Source organism: Coleofasciculus sp. H7-2, from assembly GCF_042747725.1.
Taxonomy (GTDB): domain Bacteria; phylum Cyanobacteriota; class Cyanobacteriia; order Cyanobacteriales; family FACHB-T130; genus FACHB-T130.
Genome location: NZ_JBHZGO010000003.1, coordinates 1 through 14525, shown reverse-complemented (window position 1 = coordinate 14525; position 14525 = coordinate 1). Strand labels below are relative to the sequence as shown.

Annotated in this window: 17 protein-coding genes, 1 other RNA gene and 1 pseudogene; 13 read left to right on the top strand and 6 right to left on the bottom strand. The window is 46.7% G+C overall.

Annotated elements, in window-relative coordinates; translation table 11 throughout:
* The first annotated feature begins 99 nt into the window (after nt 1-99).
* The 6 genes from ssrS to ACFW2W_RS00710 all read left to right on the top strand — a co-directional run bounded on the left by ssrS (nt 100) and on the right by ACFW2W_RS00710 (nt 5780).
* Nucleotides 100-281: non-coding RNA, 6S RNA (ssrS, locus tag ACFW2W_RS00735), on the top strand.
* 199 nt (nt 282-480) lie between these two features.
* Nucleotides 481-1752 (top strand): M16 family metallopeptidase, encoded by a 1272-nt coding sequence (locus ACFW2W_RS00730; RefSeq protein WP_378171976.1) that lies wholly within the window; start codon nt 481-483, stop codon nt 1750-1752.
* A gap of 89 nt (nt 1753-1841) precedes the next feature.
* A complete protein-coding gene (locus ACFW2W_RS00725) occupies nt 1842-3143 on the top strand; it encodes a M16 family metallopeptidase (RefSeq protein WP_378171974.1) in 1302 nt (433 codons plus the stop codon).
* A 31-nt stretch (nt 3144-3174) separates the two neighbouring features.
* The gene (locus tag ACFW2W_RS00720; RefSeq protein WP_378171972.1) at nt 3175-3963 is read left to right on the top strand and encodes a peptidoglycan-binding protein; all 789 of its coding nucleotides are present in this window, start codon (nt 3175-3177) and stop codon (nt 3961-3963) included.
* Nucleotides 3964-4288: 325 nt separating this feature from the next.
* Nucleotides 4289-4720 (top strand): hypothetical protein, encoded by a 432-nt coding sequence (locus ACFW2W_RS00715; protein WP_378171970.1) that lies wholly within the window; start codon nt 4289-4291, stop codon nt 4718-4720.
* 109 nt (nt 4721-4829) lie between these two features.
* Nucleotides 4830-5780, top strand: a complete 951-nt coding sequence (locus ACFW2W_RS00710; protein WP_378171968.1) for a hypothetical protein — start codon at nt 4830-4832, stop codon at nt 5778-5780.
* A 787-nt stretch (nt 5781-6567) separates the two neighbouring features.
* On the opposite strand, the gene ACFW2W_RS00705 is transcribed toward ACFW2W_RS00710, so the two are convergent.
* Nucleotides 6568-6765 (bottom strand): hypothetical protein, encoded by a 198-nt coding sequence (locus ACFW2W_RS00705; RefSeq protein ID WP_378171966.1) that lies wholly within the window; start codon nt 6763-6765, stop codon nt 6568-6570.
* 232 nt (nt 6766-6997) lie between these two features.
* Here ACFW2W_RS00705 and ACFW2W_RS00700 point away from each other — a divergent pair, with 232 nt between their 5' ends.
* The 6 genes and pseudogenes from ACFW2W_RS00700 (at nt 6998) to ACFW2W_RS00675 (ending at nt 9921) form a co-directional block, all read left to right on the top strand.
* Nucleotides 6998-7579, top strand: a complete 582-nt coding sequence (locus tag ACFW2W_RS00700; protein WP_378172095.1) for a sigma-70 family RNA polymerase sigma factor — start codon at nt 6998-7000, stop codon at nt 7577-7579.
* On the top strand, nt 7576-7938 hold the full coding sequence (locus ACFW2W_RS00695) for a hypothetical protein (RefSeq protein ID WP_378171964.1): 363 nt from the start codon (nt 7576-7578) through the stop codon (nt 7936-7938). Before ACFW2W_RS00700 ends, ACFW2W_RS00695 begins: the two co-directional genes overlap by 4 nt.
* A gap of 250 nt (nt 7939-8188) precedes the next feature.
* Entirely contained in the window at nt 8189-8698 is a 510-nt protein-coding gene (locus tag ACFW2W_RS00690; RefSeq protein WP_378171962.1) for a Spy/CpxP family protein refolding chaperone, read from the top strand.
* A gap of 33 nt (nt 8699-8731) precedes the next feature.
* Nucleotides 8732-9094: pseudogene (locus ACFW2W_RS00685) on the top strand (YqiA/YcfP family alpha/beta fold hydrolase); the annotation flags it as partial.
* 81 nt (nt 9095-9175) lie between these two features.
* On the top strand, nt 9176-9493 hold the full coding sequence (locus ACFW2W_RS00680) for an HNH endonuclease (RefSeq protein WP_378171961.1): 318 nt from the start codon (nt 9176-9178) through the stop codon (nt 9491-9493).
* Between the two features lie 86 nt (nt 9494-9579).
* Entirely contained in the window at nt 9580-9921 is a 342-nt protein-coding gene (locus ACFW2W_RS00675) for a hypothetical protein (RefSeq protein WP_378171959.1), read from the top strand.
* Between the two features lie 397 nt (nt 9922-10318).
* Here ACFW2W_RS00675 and ACFW2W_RS00670 read toward each other — a convergent pair whose 3' ends face one another.
* From ACFW2W_RS00670 to ACFW2W_RS00650, 5 genes are all read right to left on the bottom strand, one after another.
* Nucleotides 10319-11827: a serine hydrolase domain-containing protein gene (locus tag ACFW2W_RS00670; RefSeq protein ID WP_378171957.1), complete on the bottom strand. Its 1509-nt coding sequence runs from the start codon at nt 11825-11827 to the stop codon at nt 10319-10321.
* A 252-nt stretch (nt 11828-12079) separates the two neighbouring features.
* Complete coding sequence (locus ACFW2W_RS00665) at nt 12080-12580, bottom strand: hypothetical protein (protein WP_378172092.1); 501 nt, start codon at nt 12578-12580, stop codon at nt 12080-12082.
* A 61-nt stretch (nt 12581-12641) separates the two neighbouring features.
* Nucleotides 12642-12797 carry a hypothetical protein gene (locus tag ACFW2W_RS00660; RefSeq protein WP_378171955.1) on the bottom strand — a complete coding sequence of 52 codons (156 nt, stop codon included), beginning with the start codon at nt 12795-12797 and terminating at the stop codon, nt 12642-12644.
* Nucleotides 12798-13248: 451 nt separating this feature from the next.
* Nucleotides 13249-13380 (bottom strand): hypothetical protein, encoded by a 132-nt coding sequence (locus ACFW2W_RS00655; protein ID WP_378171953.1) that lies wholly within the window; start codon nt 13378-13380, stop codon nt 13249-13251.
* Between the two features lie 7 nt (nt 13381-13387).
* Nucleotides 13388-14146 carry a DUF6920 family protein gene (locus tag ACFW2W_RS00650; protein ID WP_378171951.1) on the bottom strand — a complete coding sequence of 253 codons (759 nt, stop codon included), beginning with the start codon at nt 14144-14146 and terminating at the stop codon, nt 13388-13390.
* Nucleotides 14147-14164: 18 nt separating this feature from the next.
* Here ACFW2W_RS00650 and ACFW2W_RS00645 point away from each other — a divergent pair, with 18 nt between their 5' ends.
* Nucleotides 14165-14401, top strand: a complete 237-nt coding sequence (locus ACFW2W_RS00645; RefSeq protein WP_378171949.1) for a hypothetical protein — start codon at nt 14165-14167, stop codon at nt 14399-14401.
* Nucleotides 14402-14525 lie beyond the last annotated feature (124 nt).

Sequence of the window (14525 nt, the reverse complement as noted above, 5' to 3'; positions counted from 1 at the left end):
TCTCAGTTCTTTCACCTCAGTCCTCAGTTCTTTCACCTCAGTCCTATTACTGAATGAGATTCTTCCACTCCCCAGCTCCCCTGCTATAATAATTTTTAGGTTAAGCTGCGACGTTGGTGACTGCCAATAACGTTTTTTGATCTTGCCTTGTTCTAACGGGAACCAAAAAGCTCTGACAGCAGTAGACCGGGCAAGTACCCGGAAACTTTAAGTCAGACATGCGGTGCCCACCTGGTTTATCCAGGTCATAAACTGAGGTAAAACGGCGTTGCGGTGAACCTAATAGAATTAAAATCCCCTTGTCCAAGAGAGAAGGGGATTTTTGTATATTATGTAGCTGAAAATTTAAAATTTTGATTGTATTTCTTAAATAATGGATGCAAAGCTGCCAACTTTGGATCGACAAATGATAATTATTTAGCGTTAGGCGCTAGGATAATTGAATTCGCATCTAACTACAGTTAGAAAATAAAAAGTTTGTTGCAACTATTAAATACTACTTCAAAATTTCCAGCTGAGGTATTCAAGCTAGACAACGGCTTAACAGTGATTTATCAACACATCCCAGCGACACCGGTGGTTGTGGTGGATGTTTGGGTGCGGGCGGGAGCGATCGCTGAGACACAAGAGTGGTCGGGCATGGCTCACTTTCTGGAACACATGATTTTCAAAGGCACCGACCGACTGCCGCCCGGTGTATTTGACCAAGTGATTGAAAATAGTGGCGGCATGACGAACGCGGCGACCAGCCACGACTACGCCCATTTCTTTATTGTTACAGCCGCTCAGTATTTAGAAAATACCTTGCCTGCCCTGGCAGACATTCTCTTAAACGCGGCGATCCCAGAAGAAGAATTTATCCGGGAACGCGATGTGGTTTTGGAGGAAATCCGCCAGAGTTACGACGATCCCGACTTTATTGGATTCCAGGCGCTCTTAGAAAGCATTTACCAGCGCCATCCTTACGGGCGTCCCATCTTAGGAACAGAAGCACATCTGATGGAGCGATCGCCCCACGAGATGCGTCGCTTCCATCGCTCCCACTACCAGCCGGAAAACATGACCGTAGTCATTGTTGGGGGAGTTGAGAAAGAACCCGCACTAGAACTGGTGAATCGCTCGTTCCAGCACTTCGCCCCGCCGCTGGATTGTCCCCTGGCTGAAGCCGAAGCCGAAGCCGAACCTCCGATGATAGAAATTCGGCGTCAGGAAATCCACTTACCCAGGCTAGAACAAGCTCGTCTGATGATGGCATGGATGGGGCCGGGTGTGGAGCAGTTGCGAAATGCCTACGGCTTAGACTTGATCTCCGTACTTTTGGCGGAGGGGCGATCTTCCCGGCTGATCGGGAACTTGCGAGAACAGCAGCAATTGGTGCAGAACATTAGTAGTAGTTTCTCCCTACAGCGGGATTCCAGTTTGTTTACGATTAGTGCCTGCCTCGCGCCAGAGAATCTAGATCGAGTAGAGGCACTAATTGGTGATGCGATCTCCGAGTTGCAAAACACACCCGTTTCGGAGGGAGAACTGTCTCGCGGTAAACGCCTGCTGTCGAATGACTATGCTTTTTCCACAGAAGCACCCAGCCAGCTAGCGGGTTTGTATGGGTATTACAACACCATTGCGGCGGCTGAAGTAGCCACGACCTATCCAGAAAAAATTCAGTCTTTTCAGAACACAGAACTTCAGGAGCTAGCGCAGCAGTATCTCTCCCCATACCGCTATGCGGTCACAATCCTTAAACCTTGTTAGCTTGAGGAAAGGAGTGATTAGTCACTCGTCAATAGTTAGTAGTAAGTTGTTCCTACGACTAACGATCGATGACTAATCACCGATGACCAATGACTAAGGACTCACAACGAATGACTCAAAGTGTGACGCGATCGCTCGCCAACCCAACTATCCACCGCAGTGTTTTAGACAACGGCATCGTATTAATTACGGTGGAAAATCCAGCGGCTGATATCATTGCTGGTCGAATTTTTGCGCGGGTGGGAGGTCGGTGGGAGCCACGAGAACAAGCTGGACTTTCTCACCTGCTATCCACAGTACTCACCAAAGGTACCGATCGGCTTTCTTCCCTGGAAATTGCCGAGCGAGTGGAGTCAGTGGGAGCGAGTCTCGGTGCCGATGCAGCGGCGGATTATTTTTTGCTGAGTCTCAAAACAGTATCCGCAGATTTTCCGGAGATGTTGCAACTGGCAGGGGAATTATTGCGAAGGCCCAGCTTTCCAGAAGCCGAGGTGGAACTGGAACGGCGTCTCGCATTGCAAGATATTCGTTCCCAGCAGGAACAGCCGTTCACCATCGCCTTCGACCAGCTGCGGCAAGCCATGTATCAGAATCATCCCTACGGATTCTCCAGCCTGGGAACCGAAGCCACCGTCTCTGGTTTAAGCCGCGCTGACCTCCAGCAATACCATCAAACTTATTTCCGCCCCGACAACCTGGTTATCAGTCTTGCCGGTCGCCTGACTCCCCAAGACGCCGTTGATTTGGTTAATCAAGTGTTTGGAGATTGGCAGAGTGGAACCACACCTCTGCCTACCCTAAGCCTGCCCCAAATCACCCCTGAACCCATCTCTTGCGCTACCCCACAAGATACGCAGCAATCAATCGTGATGCTGGGTTACGTAGCGCCATCCGTGCAAGAAACCGACTACGCCTGCCTGAAACTGCTCAATACTTACTTGGGTAACGGTCTTTCTAGCCGCTTGTTTGTGGAACTGCGCGAGAAGCGGGGATTGGCTTACGATGTCTCAGCTTTTTATCCGACTCGGTTAGAAACATCTCAGTTTGTGGTATATATGGGCACGGCACCGGAAAACACCGCGATCGCCTATGAAGGTTTGCGAACTGAAGTGGAACGTCTTTGCACGACTCAACTGAGCGATCGGGAGCTACAAGCTGCCAAAAACAAGCTGCTTGGTCAATATGCTCTCGGCAAACAAACGAATGCTCAGCTGGCTCAAGTTTTCGGCTGGTACGAAATTTTGGGGCTGGGAATTGAGTTTGATACCGAGTTTCAGGAAAAAGTTACCAGTGTCACCCCAGAGTTCGCCAAACAAGTGGCTTGCCGGTATTTCACCGAACCCTACGTATCGCTTGTTGGTCCAGCGGAAAAGTTAAACATTAAAACTTAAAAAAAGAAAAAGTTAAGAGGAAAAAGTAAAAATGAAAAAAATCATTCTTTTGCCTTTTGCCTTTTTACTTTTGCCTTTTGTAGCGATCGCCGGTGATGCCGAAGAAATCGCCCAGACATTTCCTTTTGCAACCGTCAACCGGCAAACGTTACGACCTGGTAGCCAAGGGACTGAGGTATCCGAACTTCAGGCAGCCCTCAAACTATTGGGTTACTATAATGGCGACGTAAATGGGGTGTATGGGGAAAATACCGCGATCGCAGTTTCCCGTTTTCAGCAAGCCGCTGGTTTAGCACCTGATGGGATCGTGGGTGCTGAAACCTGGAAGCGTTTATTTCCAGTCGCCCCACCATCGCAATCAACAGCAGCAGTGACGCCATTGGTTATCCCTTCTCCTTCAACTTCAACAATTTCCACCACCGGGGCAGCATCTTTTCCCGTCCCAACTACGACAAACACCGCTGCCAATCCTAGACCGGCGGCAACTCCCCGTCCCAGTGTTAATGTTCCAGCCCCCAAGCGTTCGGCAACGACTGCCAGAACCACCAACCGTCCTGCAACCTCTGCTTCCAACTCCCAGCCACGGACGAACCCACAGCAGCCCACACAGCTCGATTTTCCTATTTTGAGGCTGGGAACGCAAGGTCCAGCCGTTACCAGATTGCAACAGCGCCTGCAAACTCTTGGCTTTTTCAAAGGAACGGTGAATGGTGTCTTTGGTGCAACGACTCAAACTGCTGTAAAAGCCGCTCAACAGAGATTTAAGCTAGACGCTGACGGTGTAGTTGGTCCAGCGACTTGGAACTTTTTGCTGCGTTAATTAATCGGTAATTCCCAAAGAATTAAATCACACTAACCCGTTTTCTTGATGAAAACGGTTTTTTTACATTTTTTTAACAGTTGTGTGCTGGCGCTGATTTTCACTGACTTCTTTCTTTCGATTTTCCGATCTCAATCCTTGGGTGGAGGAGAGAATCCATTCGCAGATAGATAGATTCAGACAAGGTTAACGGATATCGTATTGCTTACAGGACAAGACAGCTAAGTAAATAAATAAATTCCTTAGCTTGTAGTTGCCGATTCATCTAAAAAAAATCAGGGTCTTCTCGGTGTCCTGATTGACACAAAGAGTTCGATCAACACTCATGTACAACCACCCTAAAACCGATAACAATCAAACGCCTAAATCGGTCAATCAGGGCAGAGGCAATTCTGAGCGGGTTTCCTACCAGAATCAGTACCTTAAAGGTCGAAATTCTGAGCGTCGTTTTCAGGAACAGAGCTATATCGTTGATGAGAATACCAATGCCGTGACTAATTTGCTGATGAATCTTGCTTTCACGTCGATTGTAAGTTTCCTGGTTGGGACTCTCTTGTTCGTAGCTCAGCGAAATGAATCCTCTCTACCCTCTGTGCCTGTTCCCGATGGCAGTCCCTCTCAAAGCGCCGAGAAAAAGACAACCATCTTTGAAAGAACTGTAGACAACATTCAGGAACTCGTTCCAGCTCCTCAACAACAAGCAGGACAGGGGACATTGACATCAATGTTTCTAGCTTTGCGCCAGGTAAGCTCCTGATGTTCCTAGCTAGACTCGGTTGAGAGAGCGTTGCTCAAATCTACTGACCATAAACAGTTTTAAACATCCTTTTCTGCTTTTATACCATTCAGGAGTTGTAGTAATACTCATGTCTAACCTACAAAATCGCAACAACGATAACCGTGAAGTTCCCCAAGACCCAAATAATCCGGTTCCCCCCCATAATCCGGTTCCTCCAACTAACACGGTTCCCGCGAATGGCACCGTAGACCCAGGCAAAGTGACCTCCTATCGAGACGGTTATGTACACGGTCGCGTTTCTGAGCGCCGCGTCAACGAGGACGGACAAGAAATCCGCGATAATAATAATGCCGCCAGAGGCTTGTTGATAGGGATTGCCCTCACCTCTCTGCTAGGGTTGAGCCTTGGTGCCCTCTACTTCCTCAACCAGCGAAATCAGCAGGTAGAAGAGTACACTGCGCCTGCGCCTGTGGTGGTTCCCGTACCTTCACCTTCACCTTCAGCTTCTGTTGCACCGAACTCAACTGCACCAGATACATCTTCATCGGGCGCTTCTCAACAGCCCACACAAGAGAGAATCATCGAAAGAAACACAACAATTGAAAAGGCTCCCACGGTGATTCAGGTTCCTCAGCCACAAAACGCACCGCCTGCTCAAAAAGCGCCAAATGTCAACATTACAGTTCCTCCGAGTTCCGGGCAACAACCAACTCGAAATGAGACGAATATTAACGTAACGCCTTCTCAACCGTCGAACTCAACTCGAACGAATAGTTCTGGCACTACTCAATCAAGTCCTAGTACAACTCAAACCGCGCCTTCGGTGCGTCAGAACCAAACTCGAACGAATACTTCTGGCACCACCCCAGGCACGCAAAATCCAACTGGCACTACACCGGGGAGCAGTTCTACCACTAACGGCACCACCGGCACTACACCGGGGAGCAGTTCTACCACCAACGGCACCACCGGCACTACACCGGGGAGCAGTTCTACCACCAACGGCACCAACGGCACCACCGGCACTACACCGGGGAGCAGTTCTACCACTGGTGGGTCAAGCAGTACAGGTCAATAACTACTAAAACTTGGTAGTTTCCAGCCCCCTCCCAATATTGGAGGGGGCTTTGTTATGGGGATATCGCAAATCTTTCATTTATGAACAAGCGTTTTTAAAGCATTTCAACACATAAAGGGATATGAATTTAATTTAACTAACGAGTTTGTTTGGAGAATCAAGTGCTAATTTAAATATAGGCACAACGAAGTAAGAACCTTCGATACCAAGTTTCGGATTCGAGCCTGTGTCTCCCGCTCTCATCCAACGCAACACTGAATCTCGGTTGTATTTCTCTAATAAATGTAGCGATCGCCCTGAAGTTCATTCGCTTCTTTTTGATTTGAACTGTTGGTCGTGGATCTAAATCATTGCCTGAATCGGCGTAGGGAATGCAGATAGTTAGAAAAGGTTTGTTGCGAATTAAGTCCACCCTAGTTGAGTTAATTTTTGGTTTCGTTAACTTTTCTTCAAATTTTCCTCTTTCGTTTGAGTAACCTGACCATTCATAGCTCGTTCATGAACCCGCCGGTAGCTTAGGCGGGTTTTAGTTTTTTATACTGAAGCGGAACGCCTAAAGGCGCGGCTAAACAAACTGGTATTACTGGCAGAAAGCTTTTATCAATTCCCAAATTTCAGGTAAAACTGTACAGTGCCAAATTAAATGACATCGGGACAAATTCGTGTCATCAAGCCAGTTTCTTCGCTGCACGCTTCCAAGCATTGAGGTTGATGCAAGGCAAGTCCACTCCCTGTCCATACTCGAAGCTAAACGTTAGCACAGACAAGCTTCACACCCTCAATGACATCAATTTGGCACCACGACAAATAAAAAGTCACTGTACACAATTTCTGCCTGACGCGATCGCTGATCTAATCTAACTTCCTGAACTTTAGCAGGAAGATTAGATGTCTCGCCGACAACGTTTTTAAAAAATGTTGAGGCAATTCTACCAGCAGCACTAGCAACAAATCCGACTACAGCACCAACAATATTGAATGGCATAAAATATAAATCTGAGTAAAGGTTCTAGTTATCGCCAAATCCGGCTTATTAGCTTGATTTGCTCAAGTGTAGCCCAGCCCTAGGTGGGAGTCACTGGTTGAGAAGATTGTGAGATGAATAGATGCGCTACTCGCCTTTGAACCTTTTCCCCAGATGCCCAGTCTAAATCATAAGAAATCAAACAGTGGGAAGAGAGAGCCAATCGGTGCCAGCTGTAACAATCAATGCGCTAATGGGCGATCAACCCAACGACAAACCCGATCTCGGCACCGATGCTTACCTGGTAAAGCGGTGCCAAGAAGGCAACAAGCAGAGCTTTCAGCAACTCTACCAGCGCCATCAGCAGCGTGTCAGATCAACTCTTTACCAACTCTGCGGTACCTCATGCTTAGATGATTTGGTGCAAGAAGTATTCTTACGCGCTTGGAAGGGATTACCAAAATTGCGGGAAACCGCCCATTTTTCGACTTGGCTTTATCGTATTAGCTGGAATGTCGCTTCAGATCGGCGGCGGCAATTTGCTTTAGAAACCCGAAATTTCGCCTCTTTACAGCAAAGCGCCACTAATGCCTTCCCAAGTCAGCAGGAATCCCCCGATTTGATGCACCTACATTATGAAGATTTAGTGCAGCGCGGACTGCAACAGCTAAGTTTCGAGCATCGCGCCGTACTGGTTCTGCACGACTTAGAGGACGTTCCGCAAAAAGCGATCGCAACTATCTTGTCAATTCCAGTTGGCACAGTAAAATCTCGCCTCTTCCATGCTAGAACCTCCATGAGGCAATTTCTCCAGCAACAAGGAGTCCAACTATGACTCAGTTCCCCGATGATGACAAACGCCTGGTAGAGTTTCTGCACCAACACCGGGGTCATGTTCCCCCATCTGCACCCGATTTAGAGAGTCAGATTATGCAAGCAGTGGCATCTGCGCCTCCACAGCGGCAATGGCGGCGACAAATGTGGATTTTACCCTCTGCCATTGTTGCTAGTCTGCTAGTTACCTGGGCAGGATACCGCGTGCTGGTGCCTAACACTGCATCGACTGCATCCACAAACACCGCCGAACTGGAAGCGTTTCTGGCGACTAACTGGGATAGTGTTGTCGTGGGTGAAACGCCTGCATTGTCGAGCAGCCAAGATGCAGAAGCTGATTGGTTGCTCTCAGAAAATTAGCTTTTTTAGGGGAATAGGGAATGGGTAATCATCAGTTGTCCTTAACGATCTTATTGCTACTGACTAATGACTAATCACTTTTTAACTAATTAGGCAGGATTAATTATTTGTAGTAGTGTTTAGCGATAGCTAACCCGTGCAGGTGTTGGGTTTCCTACGTCAACCATTCCCTACGAAAATCTTCAATTTAATTGCATCCGCCTACTTAATTACTAATTACTAATTATCACTAACCAAGGAGATTGTTTCCATGTCCCTACATCGTATTTCTCTCTTAGCGGTTTTCATACTATCTGTAGGTAGTGCTGTTGCTCTTGCAGATCCTAATCCCCAATCTTCCCAAATTGCCCAAAATTCACCGGGTGCCCGTCCTCAAAGGCGCAACAAGGATGGACTACTTCAGCAACTCAATCTTACCCAACAGCAAATGCAGCAAATGCAGGCGATTCGGCAGAAATATAGAAACCAGATAGCGCCGCGCCAGCAAGCTCTACGTCAAGCTCGGCAAGAGCTAGCTACACTGATGAACAGTACAGCTTCCGCTAGCCAAATTCGCTCTAAAAATCAGCAAGTTGAAGAGTTGCAGCAGCAGCTACAAAAGTTGCGGTTTGAGAGTATGTTAGAAATGCGAGAAGTTATGACTCTAGAGCAACGCGCCAAGTTTGCCCAACTGATGCAACAGCGACGGCAACAAAAGGGGGAACGGGCGGGGAAAAACAGAGGACAAGGATCTCAAGGTTTGCCGGAGCAAAATTTTTAGCGGTTGATACCCCGGAAACTACTGCTAAATTGGATGTTTGATTATATTTATCTGCATGGATTTGCCTCTAGTCCCCAGTCAGCGAAGGCGATCTATCTGCGCGATCGCTTATCTTCCCTGAAAATCCCCGATCTCAACCAAGGTGACTTTTCCCATCTGACGATAACGCGGCAAATAAAACAAATCGCCGCTGAATTTCCCCCAAACCCGATGCCAGTAATTGTCATAGGCTCCAGTTTGGGGGGTTTAAGAGCGGCTTGGGTGGGAGAAAAATACCCGCAGGTTCAGCGGTTAGTGCTGCTAGCTCCAGCTTTTGAGTTTCTAGCGCACTGGTTGCCTAGACTAGGTGAAGAACAGCTGCATCAATGGCAGACAGAGCAATATTTGCCGATGTACAGTGACTTTTTATTTGTCGTGGTGCCAAATTGATGTCATTGAGGGTGTGAAGCTTGTCTGTGCTAACGTTTAGCTTCGAGTATGGACAGGGAGTGGACTTGCCTTGCATCAACCTCAATGCTTGGAAGCGTGCAGCGAAGAAACTGGCTTGATGACACGAATTTGTCCCGATGTCATTTAATTTGGCACTGTACAAAAAGGCAGGCTGGGAAGTGTGAACTCTGCGAACTGAATTTCAGATACGGCGATACGTGGGAGGTTGACCATGTTATCCCTACCTCTAGAGGCGGTAAGGATGTATACAGTAATCTGCAACTCCTACACCGCCATTGCCACGACTCGAAATCGGCAACTGACAGAGATGTCTGTTTGGAGAATTGGGATGACAATCCATTCTAGTGCCAAAGGTACTCATAACAAGAGCCAAGTCATTGAGGAGCCGGATGTGGTGAAAGTCACAAGTCCGGTTTTCAAGGAGAGGGGGAATGAGTAATTATTCCCTCGACTCTAACCACATTGTGCCGTGGTTTCAGGTTAATCCCAGCTCAGAATGGGTGGCATGGCAATGTGCAGCTACGGTTGTTACGCGGATTCTGATTGTCTGGCTCTATAACAACACAGGGAAAAGTGTATTTGCCGCGATCTTATTTCACACCATGATGAACGTAAGCGTCTTCATATATCCCAATTACGGTTCAGGTTACGATCCCTTTATTACATTTATCATCCTTGCGATCGCGGCTGCGATAGTCACATTTTTATGGGGTTCAGAAACATTAGCTCGATATAGATATACATCGTTGAGTGCAACGGATGTCAACAGATGAGCAATAACGGGTGGCAACTGGATGAAAGCAACCACCTAACTTTCATTCAATCTTTATGGCCTTAGAGACGATTGTTTACTCGTTTCTTAGTCTTGCAACTCTGTTTGTCAGTCCGGTTTTAAGGGGCGGAAACTTGGAGAGTTGGATACGATCTGCTGCTCGTGATTAGATTGTTCTATCGCTCGATTTTCATCGATAGATAGTCTTGTCGCTCGTCCGCTTCATCAACCTGTTAGGCTGCGATCGCTACTCAAAGATCATCTATCTAAAAGAGCCTCACTCTTGCTCAGAACGGATCGCACTCTTTTTCGGCGTTTCAACAAGCACAGAAATCGTGAGCAAACCAAGCCCAATGATTTTAATAACGGCGTTTACTGCGTGTGCATACTCCCATTGGTCACGATACCGCATCCAATCCATTAGAACGCGCCAGAAGTATCAAACGTGCAATTCCATTCACTACGCCCAAAACCGCACACACACTCAGCCAAAGCATCAGATCGAGCATAGATCGAAACAGAAGTACATATCCAAAGAATCGATCGGACACCAATGCGAATAGCCAAGGCAATACGAGTAGGAAAAACGCTGGCAAGAATGTGCAGCCAATCCCTAACCCGACCCGCCACAATGGAATTCTACGAATCGCCTGTCTCCATTGCGGTAAGTAAAGCAAACTGCGGATTGCCAGCATTACACCTATAAACATCAACAGTGCGATCGCTATACCCCACAAGGTTATTGAGAACCCACCTGTGGCAGGCTGCTCATCCTTTAGTAATTGAATCAGTCCAGTTTTGATTTGCGGAAATGCCATTGCAATTAACGGCGACGCACTGATGTTGTAAAATACCGCAATTCCATACTTTTCCTTGGGCAACAGCACAACATCCGTATAGAACGTAGACAAAATTCCATTGTGTTCGATCGCTGGTTCACCATTCTCGCTGCCCTTAAACCAACCCATGCCATAGGAACTACCGATGGTTTTGGGTGGAGTGTGCATCAGCGCCACACTACTTTCAGAAAGCAATTTTGTTTCTTTAAATTGTCCACTGTTGGTTTGGAAAATTAGATAATTTGCCATGTCCTCTGCGGTTGAAATGATCCCGCTACTGCCGCTCAGATAACCAGACATTTCTGGATATGCGAAGGGAAGTCCAAATCCCATCAGATGTCCTTGTGCCATGTTGGTAGCACCTTGGAATGCGTTAGCACTTGTAGTTGCATTGAGCGTCCGCGACATCTGAAGAGGTGTAAAAATATGCGTTTGTAAGTAGGCTGAGAATGGCTGTTGACTCACCACTTCAACCACTCGCGCCAATACTTCGTAATTGGGATTGAAATAGTGAAACTGAGCGCCGGGTAACGCAACGGGACTTGCTCGACTGAGGCTAGTAACACGCTCGCCAACTGTTGTTGCTTGAGAAAGCTGCAACTCAGGAAAGCCTAAATCAGATAAACCACTCACTTGATTGAGGAGATGACGAATGGTTATTTTGGCAGCGATTCCGCCAAGCGGACGCTGCGCGAACGCTGGATCACTCAGGGTGAATTCTGGTAAATAAGTTTGCACGGGTGAATCTAGATTAATTTGTCCCGCTTCGACCAACTGCATCACTGCAATTGCGGTAAACGATTTGCTCAACGAAGCAATCAAGAATTGGGTCTGTGCTGTAACAGGGCGATCGTTATTTGCTGTACTGTATCCCTTAACGTGCAACACTTGGTTATTGTGAGTAATGGCGAGTGCCAAACCAGGAATGTGATGAGTCTTCATTTGAGTTGTGATGAAGCGATCGATCCTATCATCCAAGTCCAGTTGGTTTGCACTGCCATTGAGGTTGATTGCGATCGCAATCAACGCACTCAGCAATATCAAAATCAAGCGGAAAAGTTTGTTCATTGGGTTAGATTTTGTTGATTTTGATAAAGCATAATTCGCCATATAATGAACATGAGTAAGACTGCATTTTCGGCTTCTAAGATTATTTTATTCAGCTCTAATACTCCAGAATTACGTCATTTTATATTTAGCTAAAATTACACTGTATTTCTACATACCGAACCATTTTGGGATTTCTGGTTTACTAAAAACATTAAGCTGTTTGATGACTTCACGCCCGAATTCAATCCAGCTCGTTCATCTAAATAAGCCTTACTCCTGATCAGAATGAATCGCTCTCTTTTTCGGTGTTTCAACAAGTACAGAAATCACGAGAAAACTTAGCCCAATGATTTTGATCAAGGCGTTTACTGCGTGTGCATACTCCCATCGATCGCGATACCGCATCCAATCTGCTGGAACAGGATTCACCAACCATTTGGCGAATTCAGCGTTCATTGGTGCGACAAACATTATCCAACTCACAAACGCCAGCACCAATAGAATTGCTCCGCCCAACGTCCAGTAAAAAGTTGACCCGCGTCTACGAACAAGAAAAACTAGCACAATTGCCGTCAGAATCGCTGTAATTTCAAAAAATGCGCCGACTGAGCCAAACAACCGATAAAGATTTTCAACAACCGTCACTCTAACCCAAAGTTGCTGGTCAAACTGCATTTTTTGCGGCAATTCCAGCAAATGTGCCATAGACGGGCTGAGACTTAGCGAAGTCAGCATCAGTGTTATGAATCGCCACGTTCGGATAAACATCATTTTGCTTTGCTTCACAATAAATTCCATAATTCTTTCAGCTATGCTTCCAAAAAATTAGCTTCTAGCTGTGCAATGTAGTTGTCCTCATGCCAAGCAAATATCCACCAAAGCCTGTTAGCCAAGATGCTAGGGGATGCGCGATCCAACGTTCTGTTCCGCCACGACCTAAAGTAGGAATAAAATAACTGGGAAAAAAGAAAAATTCTAAATTTTTCATCTTCTGAACCATTCTGTGATTGTTAAGCTAAAAGGTTAAGCTGAAAGTCTTCATATCATAATATATTGTTACATCTCGATCGACTCTCATCGATAAACAGCCTTGTCGATCGTGCAGCGGAAGAATTCGCCTTCTGACTCAAAACGTTCACTCCCGAAAACCCAGCCGAGGAGGAGGCGAGGCGGGATCGTGTAGCTGCCTAAAATGCGTGTATTGGAAGGTAAAGTCTTGTGGAGTCAAAGATTTAATGCTGCGCTCAATCACATTCATCAGATTCGTTCATACTGCGATCTTCGTATTCTTCAATGTAATCATGGCAGTTCTACTATATGAGGTTATTCTTGACAAGATCTCGACTCTCACATGGATTGCAGTCGCTTTGTTCGCGATCGAAGGCATCGTTCTCCTGTCAAACAATTGGACGTGTCCCCTGACGACTTACACTGAAAGCTTAGAATCGTATCACGGTCAAGTCATCGACATTTTCTGCCTGCCAAAGTGGTTCGCCGATCGCATTTTCATGCTCTATGGTAGCTTGCTGGTAGTTGCCCTCCTGCTGCTCGTGATGAGGTTGTTTGAGCACTCGCCTTTTATCGGTAGATAGCCTTATCGATCGTGCAGCGAAAGAATTCACCGTCTGACTCAAAGCGATCGCTCCCAAAATACCAGCCAACGCGAAGGCGAGTCGGAATCGTGTAGCCGCCAAAGGTGCTGCTTTCCTCGACAATTCCCCCAAAATCAACGTAGTGAAACGCTTCACCTTCTGGATTGCCCCAGCGATCGATTTTGACTCGCTCCAACATTCCTCGATTATTAACTGTCAAAGTGAATTTAGCAGGTTCTTTGAAAGCGGTGAAGTGAGCCTGTACTGCCGATGCGCCTAACTCCGTCCACAATACATTAGGGCTACAGAGGACAGAAGGCAGCCACACCAACTCTGTTTGAACTCGACCTACACCAGATCGCGTGAGATCATCGCCTGATGCCTGCATCACCGGAAACAGTCCCAGGATTTTCCACTGCATCTCACCGACACCATCGACGATGCGATCGGCTCCCCAAATTGGTAAGCCCTGCATCCAAGTTTTAGCCTGCCAGATCATGCCCCGATTCCAGCAAATCACTTCCTCTCCCTTAAAGGAATGCCATTTTTTTCCAATTTTAATTTCGCCGTGCATCCACAATCTAACGGCTGAGGCAAGTGGTGTACCGGGGGCGATCGCGTGTTCCAGATAGCGACGGGTTAGATCGGGAAGATCGATTAGTAATTCAGGATAGAAAACCATATCATCAATCGATGCCGATTCCCACAAATCATTTAGAGAAACTTGTTGATTTTTAGTGATCATTCACAACCAAAACGTCTGATGGATAAGATATGCGATCGCCAGATCAAGGAACTGGAAAACCTTAATCAACTCAAAGATGACTTTTTGATCACGGTGTCGCATGATTTGCGATCGCCACCTTTGGGCTTCTCCAAAAATAACAGAGTGCAAGTCCCTGAAGTAAGCGCGATCGCACTCCCTGATTTCGGTAGGATGAGCATAGGTTTACCTCAACTGTGGCTGTTAGGGTTAAAACACCCTCCCAGCATTGGATAGACCTCTTGCGGAATTAGAAAAAATAAGCTAAACAGAGGGAGAAATAATTAATAATTATAGACGGCAAAATGAAATATAAACAAGCGTTGGAAAATTCACCATCTGATTTTAAACGAATGTATGG

Excerpts from the sequence above, each read along its gene's own strand:
- ACFW2W_RS00700 (WP_378172095.1), top strand. The coding sequence starts at position 6,998 with ATGGGCGATCAACCCAACGACAAACCCGATCTCGGCACCGATGCTTAC.
- ACFW2W_RS00645 (WP_378171949.1), top strand. The coding sequence starts at position 14,165 with ATGGATAAGATATGCGATCGCCAGATCAAGGAACTGGAAAACCTTAAT.
- ACFW2W_RS00695 (WP_378171964.1), top strand. The coding sequence starts at position 7,576 with ATGACTCAGTTCCCCGATGATGACAAACGCCTGGTAGAGTTTCTGCAC.
- ACFW2W_RS00690 (WP_378171962.1), top strand. The coding sequence starts at position 8,189 with ATGTCCCTACATCGTATTTCTCTCTTAGCGGTTTTCATACTATCTGTA.
- ACFW2W_RS00675 (WP_378171959.1), top strand. The coding sequence starts at position 9,580 with ATGAGTAATTATTCCCTCGACTCTAACCACATTGTGCCGTGGTTTCAG.
- ACFW2W_RS00725 (WP_378171974.1), top strand. The coding sequence starts at position 1,842 with ATGACTAAGGACTCACAACGAATGACTCAAAGTGTGACGCGATCGCTC.
- ACFW2W_RS00650 (WP_378171951.1), bottom strand. The coding sequence starts at position 14,146 with ATGATCACTAAAAATCAACAAGTTTCTCTAAATGATTTGTGGGAATCG.
- ACFW2W_RS00670 (WP_378171957.1), bottom strand. The coding sequence starts at position 11,827 with ATGAACAAACTTTTCCGCTTGATTTTGATATTGCTGAGTGCGTTGATT.
- ACFW2W_RS00665 (WP_378172092.1), bottom strand. The coding sequence starts at position 12,580 with ATGATGTTTATCCGAACGTGGCGATTCATAACACTGATGCTGACTTCG.
- ACFW2W_RS00660 (WP_378171955.1), bottom strand. The coding sequence starts at position 12,797 with ATGAAAAATTTAGAATTTTTCTTTTTTCCCAGTTATTTTATTCCTACT.
- ACFW2W_RS00720 (WP_378171972.1), top strand. The coding sequence starts at position 3,175 with ATGAAAAAAATCATTCTTTTGCCTTTTGCCTTTTTACTTTTGCCTTTT.
- ACFW2W_RS00680 (WP_378171961.1), top strand. The coding sequence starts at position 9,176 with ATGGACAGGGAGTGGACTTGCCTTGCATCAACCTCAATGCTTGGAAGC.
- ACFW2W_RS00710 (WP_378171968.1), top strand. The coding sequence starts at position 4,830 with ATGTCTAACCTACAAAATCGCAACAACGATAACCGTGAAGTTCCCCAA.
- ACFW2W_RS00715 (WP_378171970.1), top strand. The coding sequence starts at position 4,289 with ATGTACAACCACCCTAAAACCGATAACAATCAAACGCCTAAATCGGTC.
- ACFW2W_RS00705 (WP_378171966.1), bottom strand. The coding sequence starts at position 6,765 with ATGCCATTCAATATTGTTGGTGCTGTAGTCGGATTTGTTGCTAGTGCT.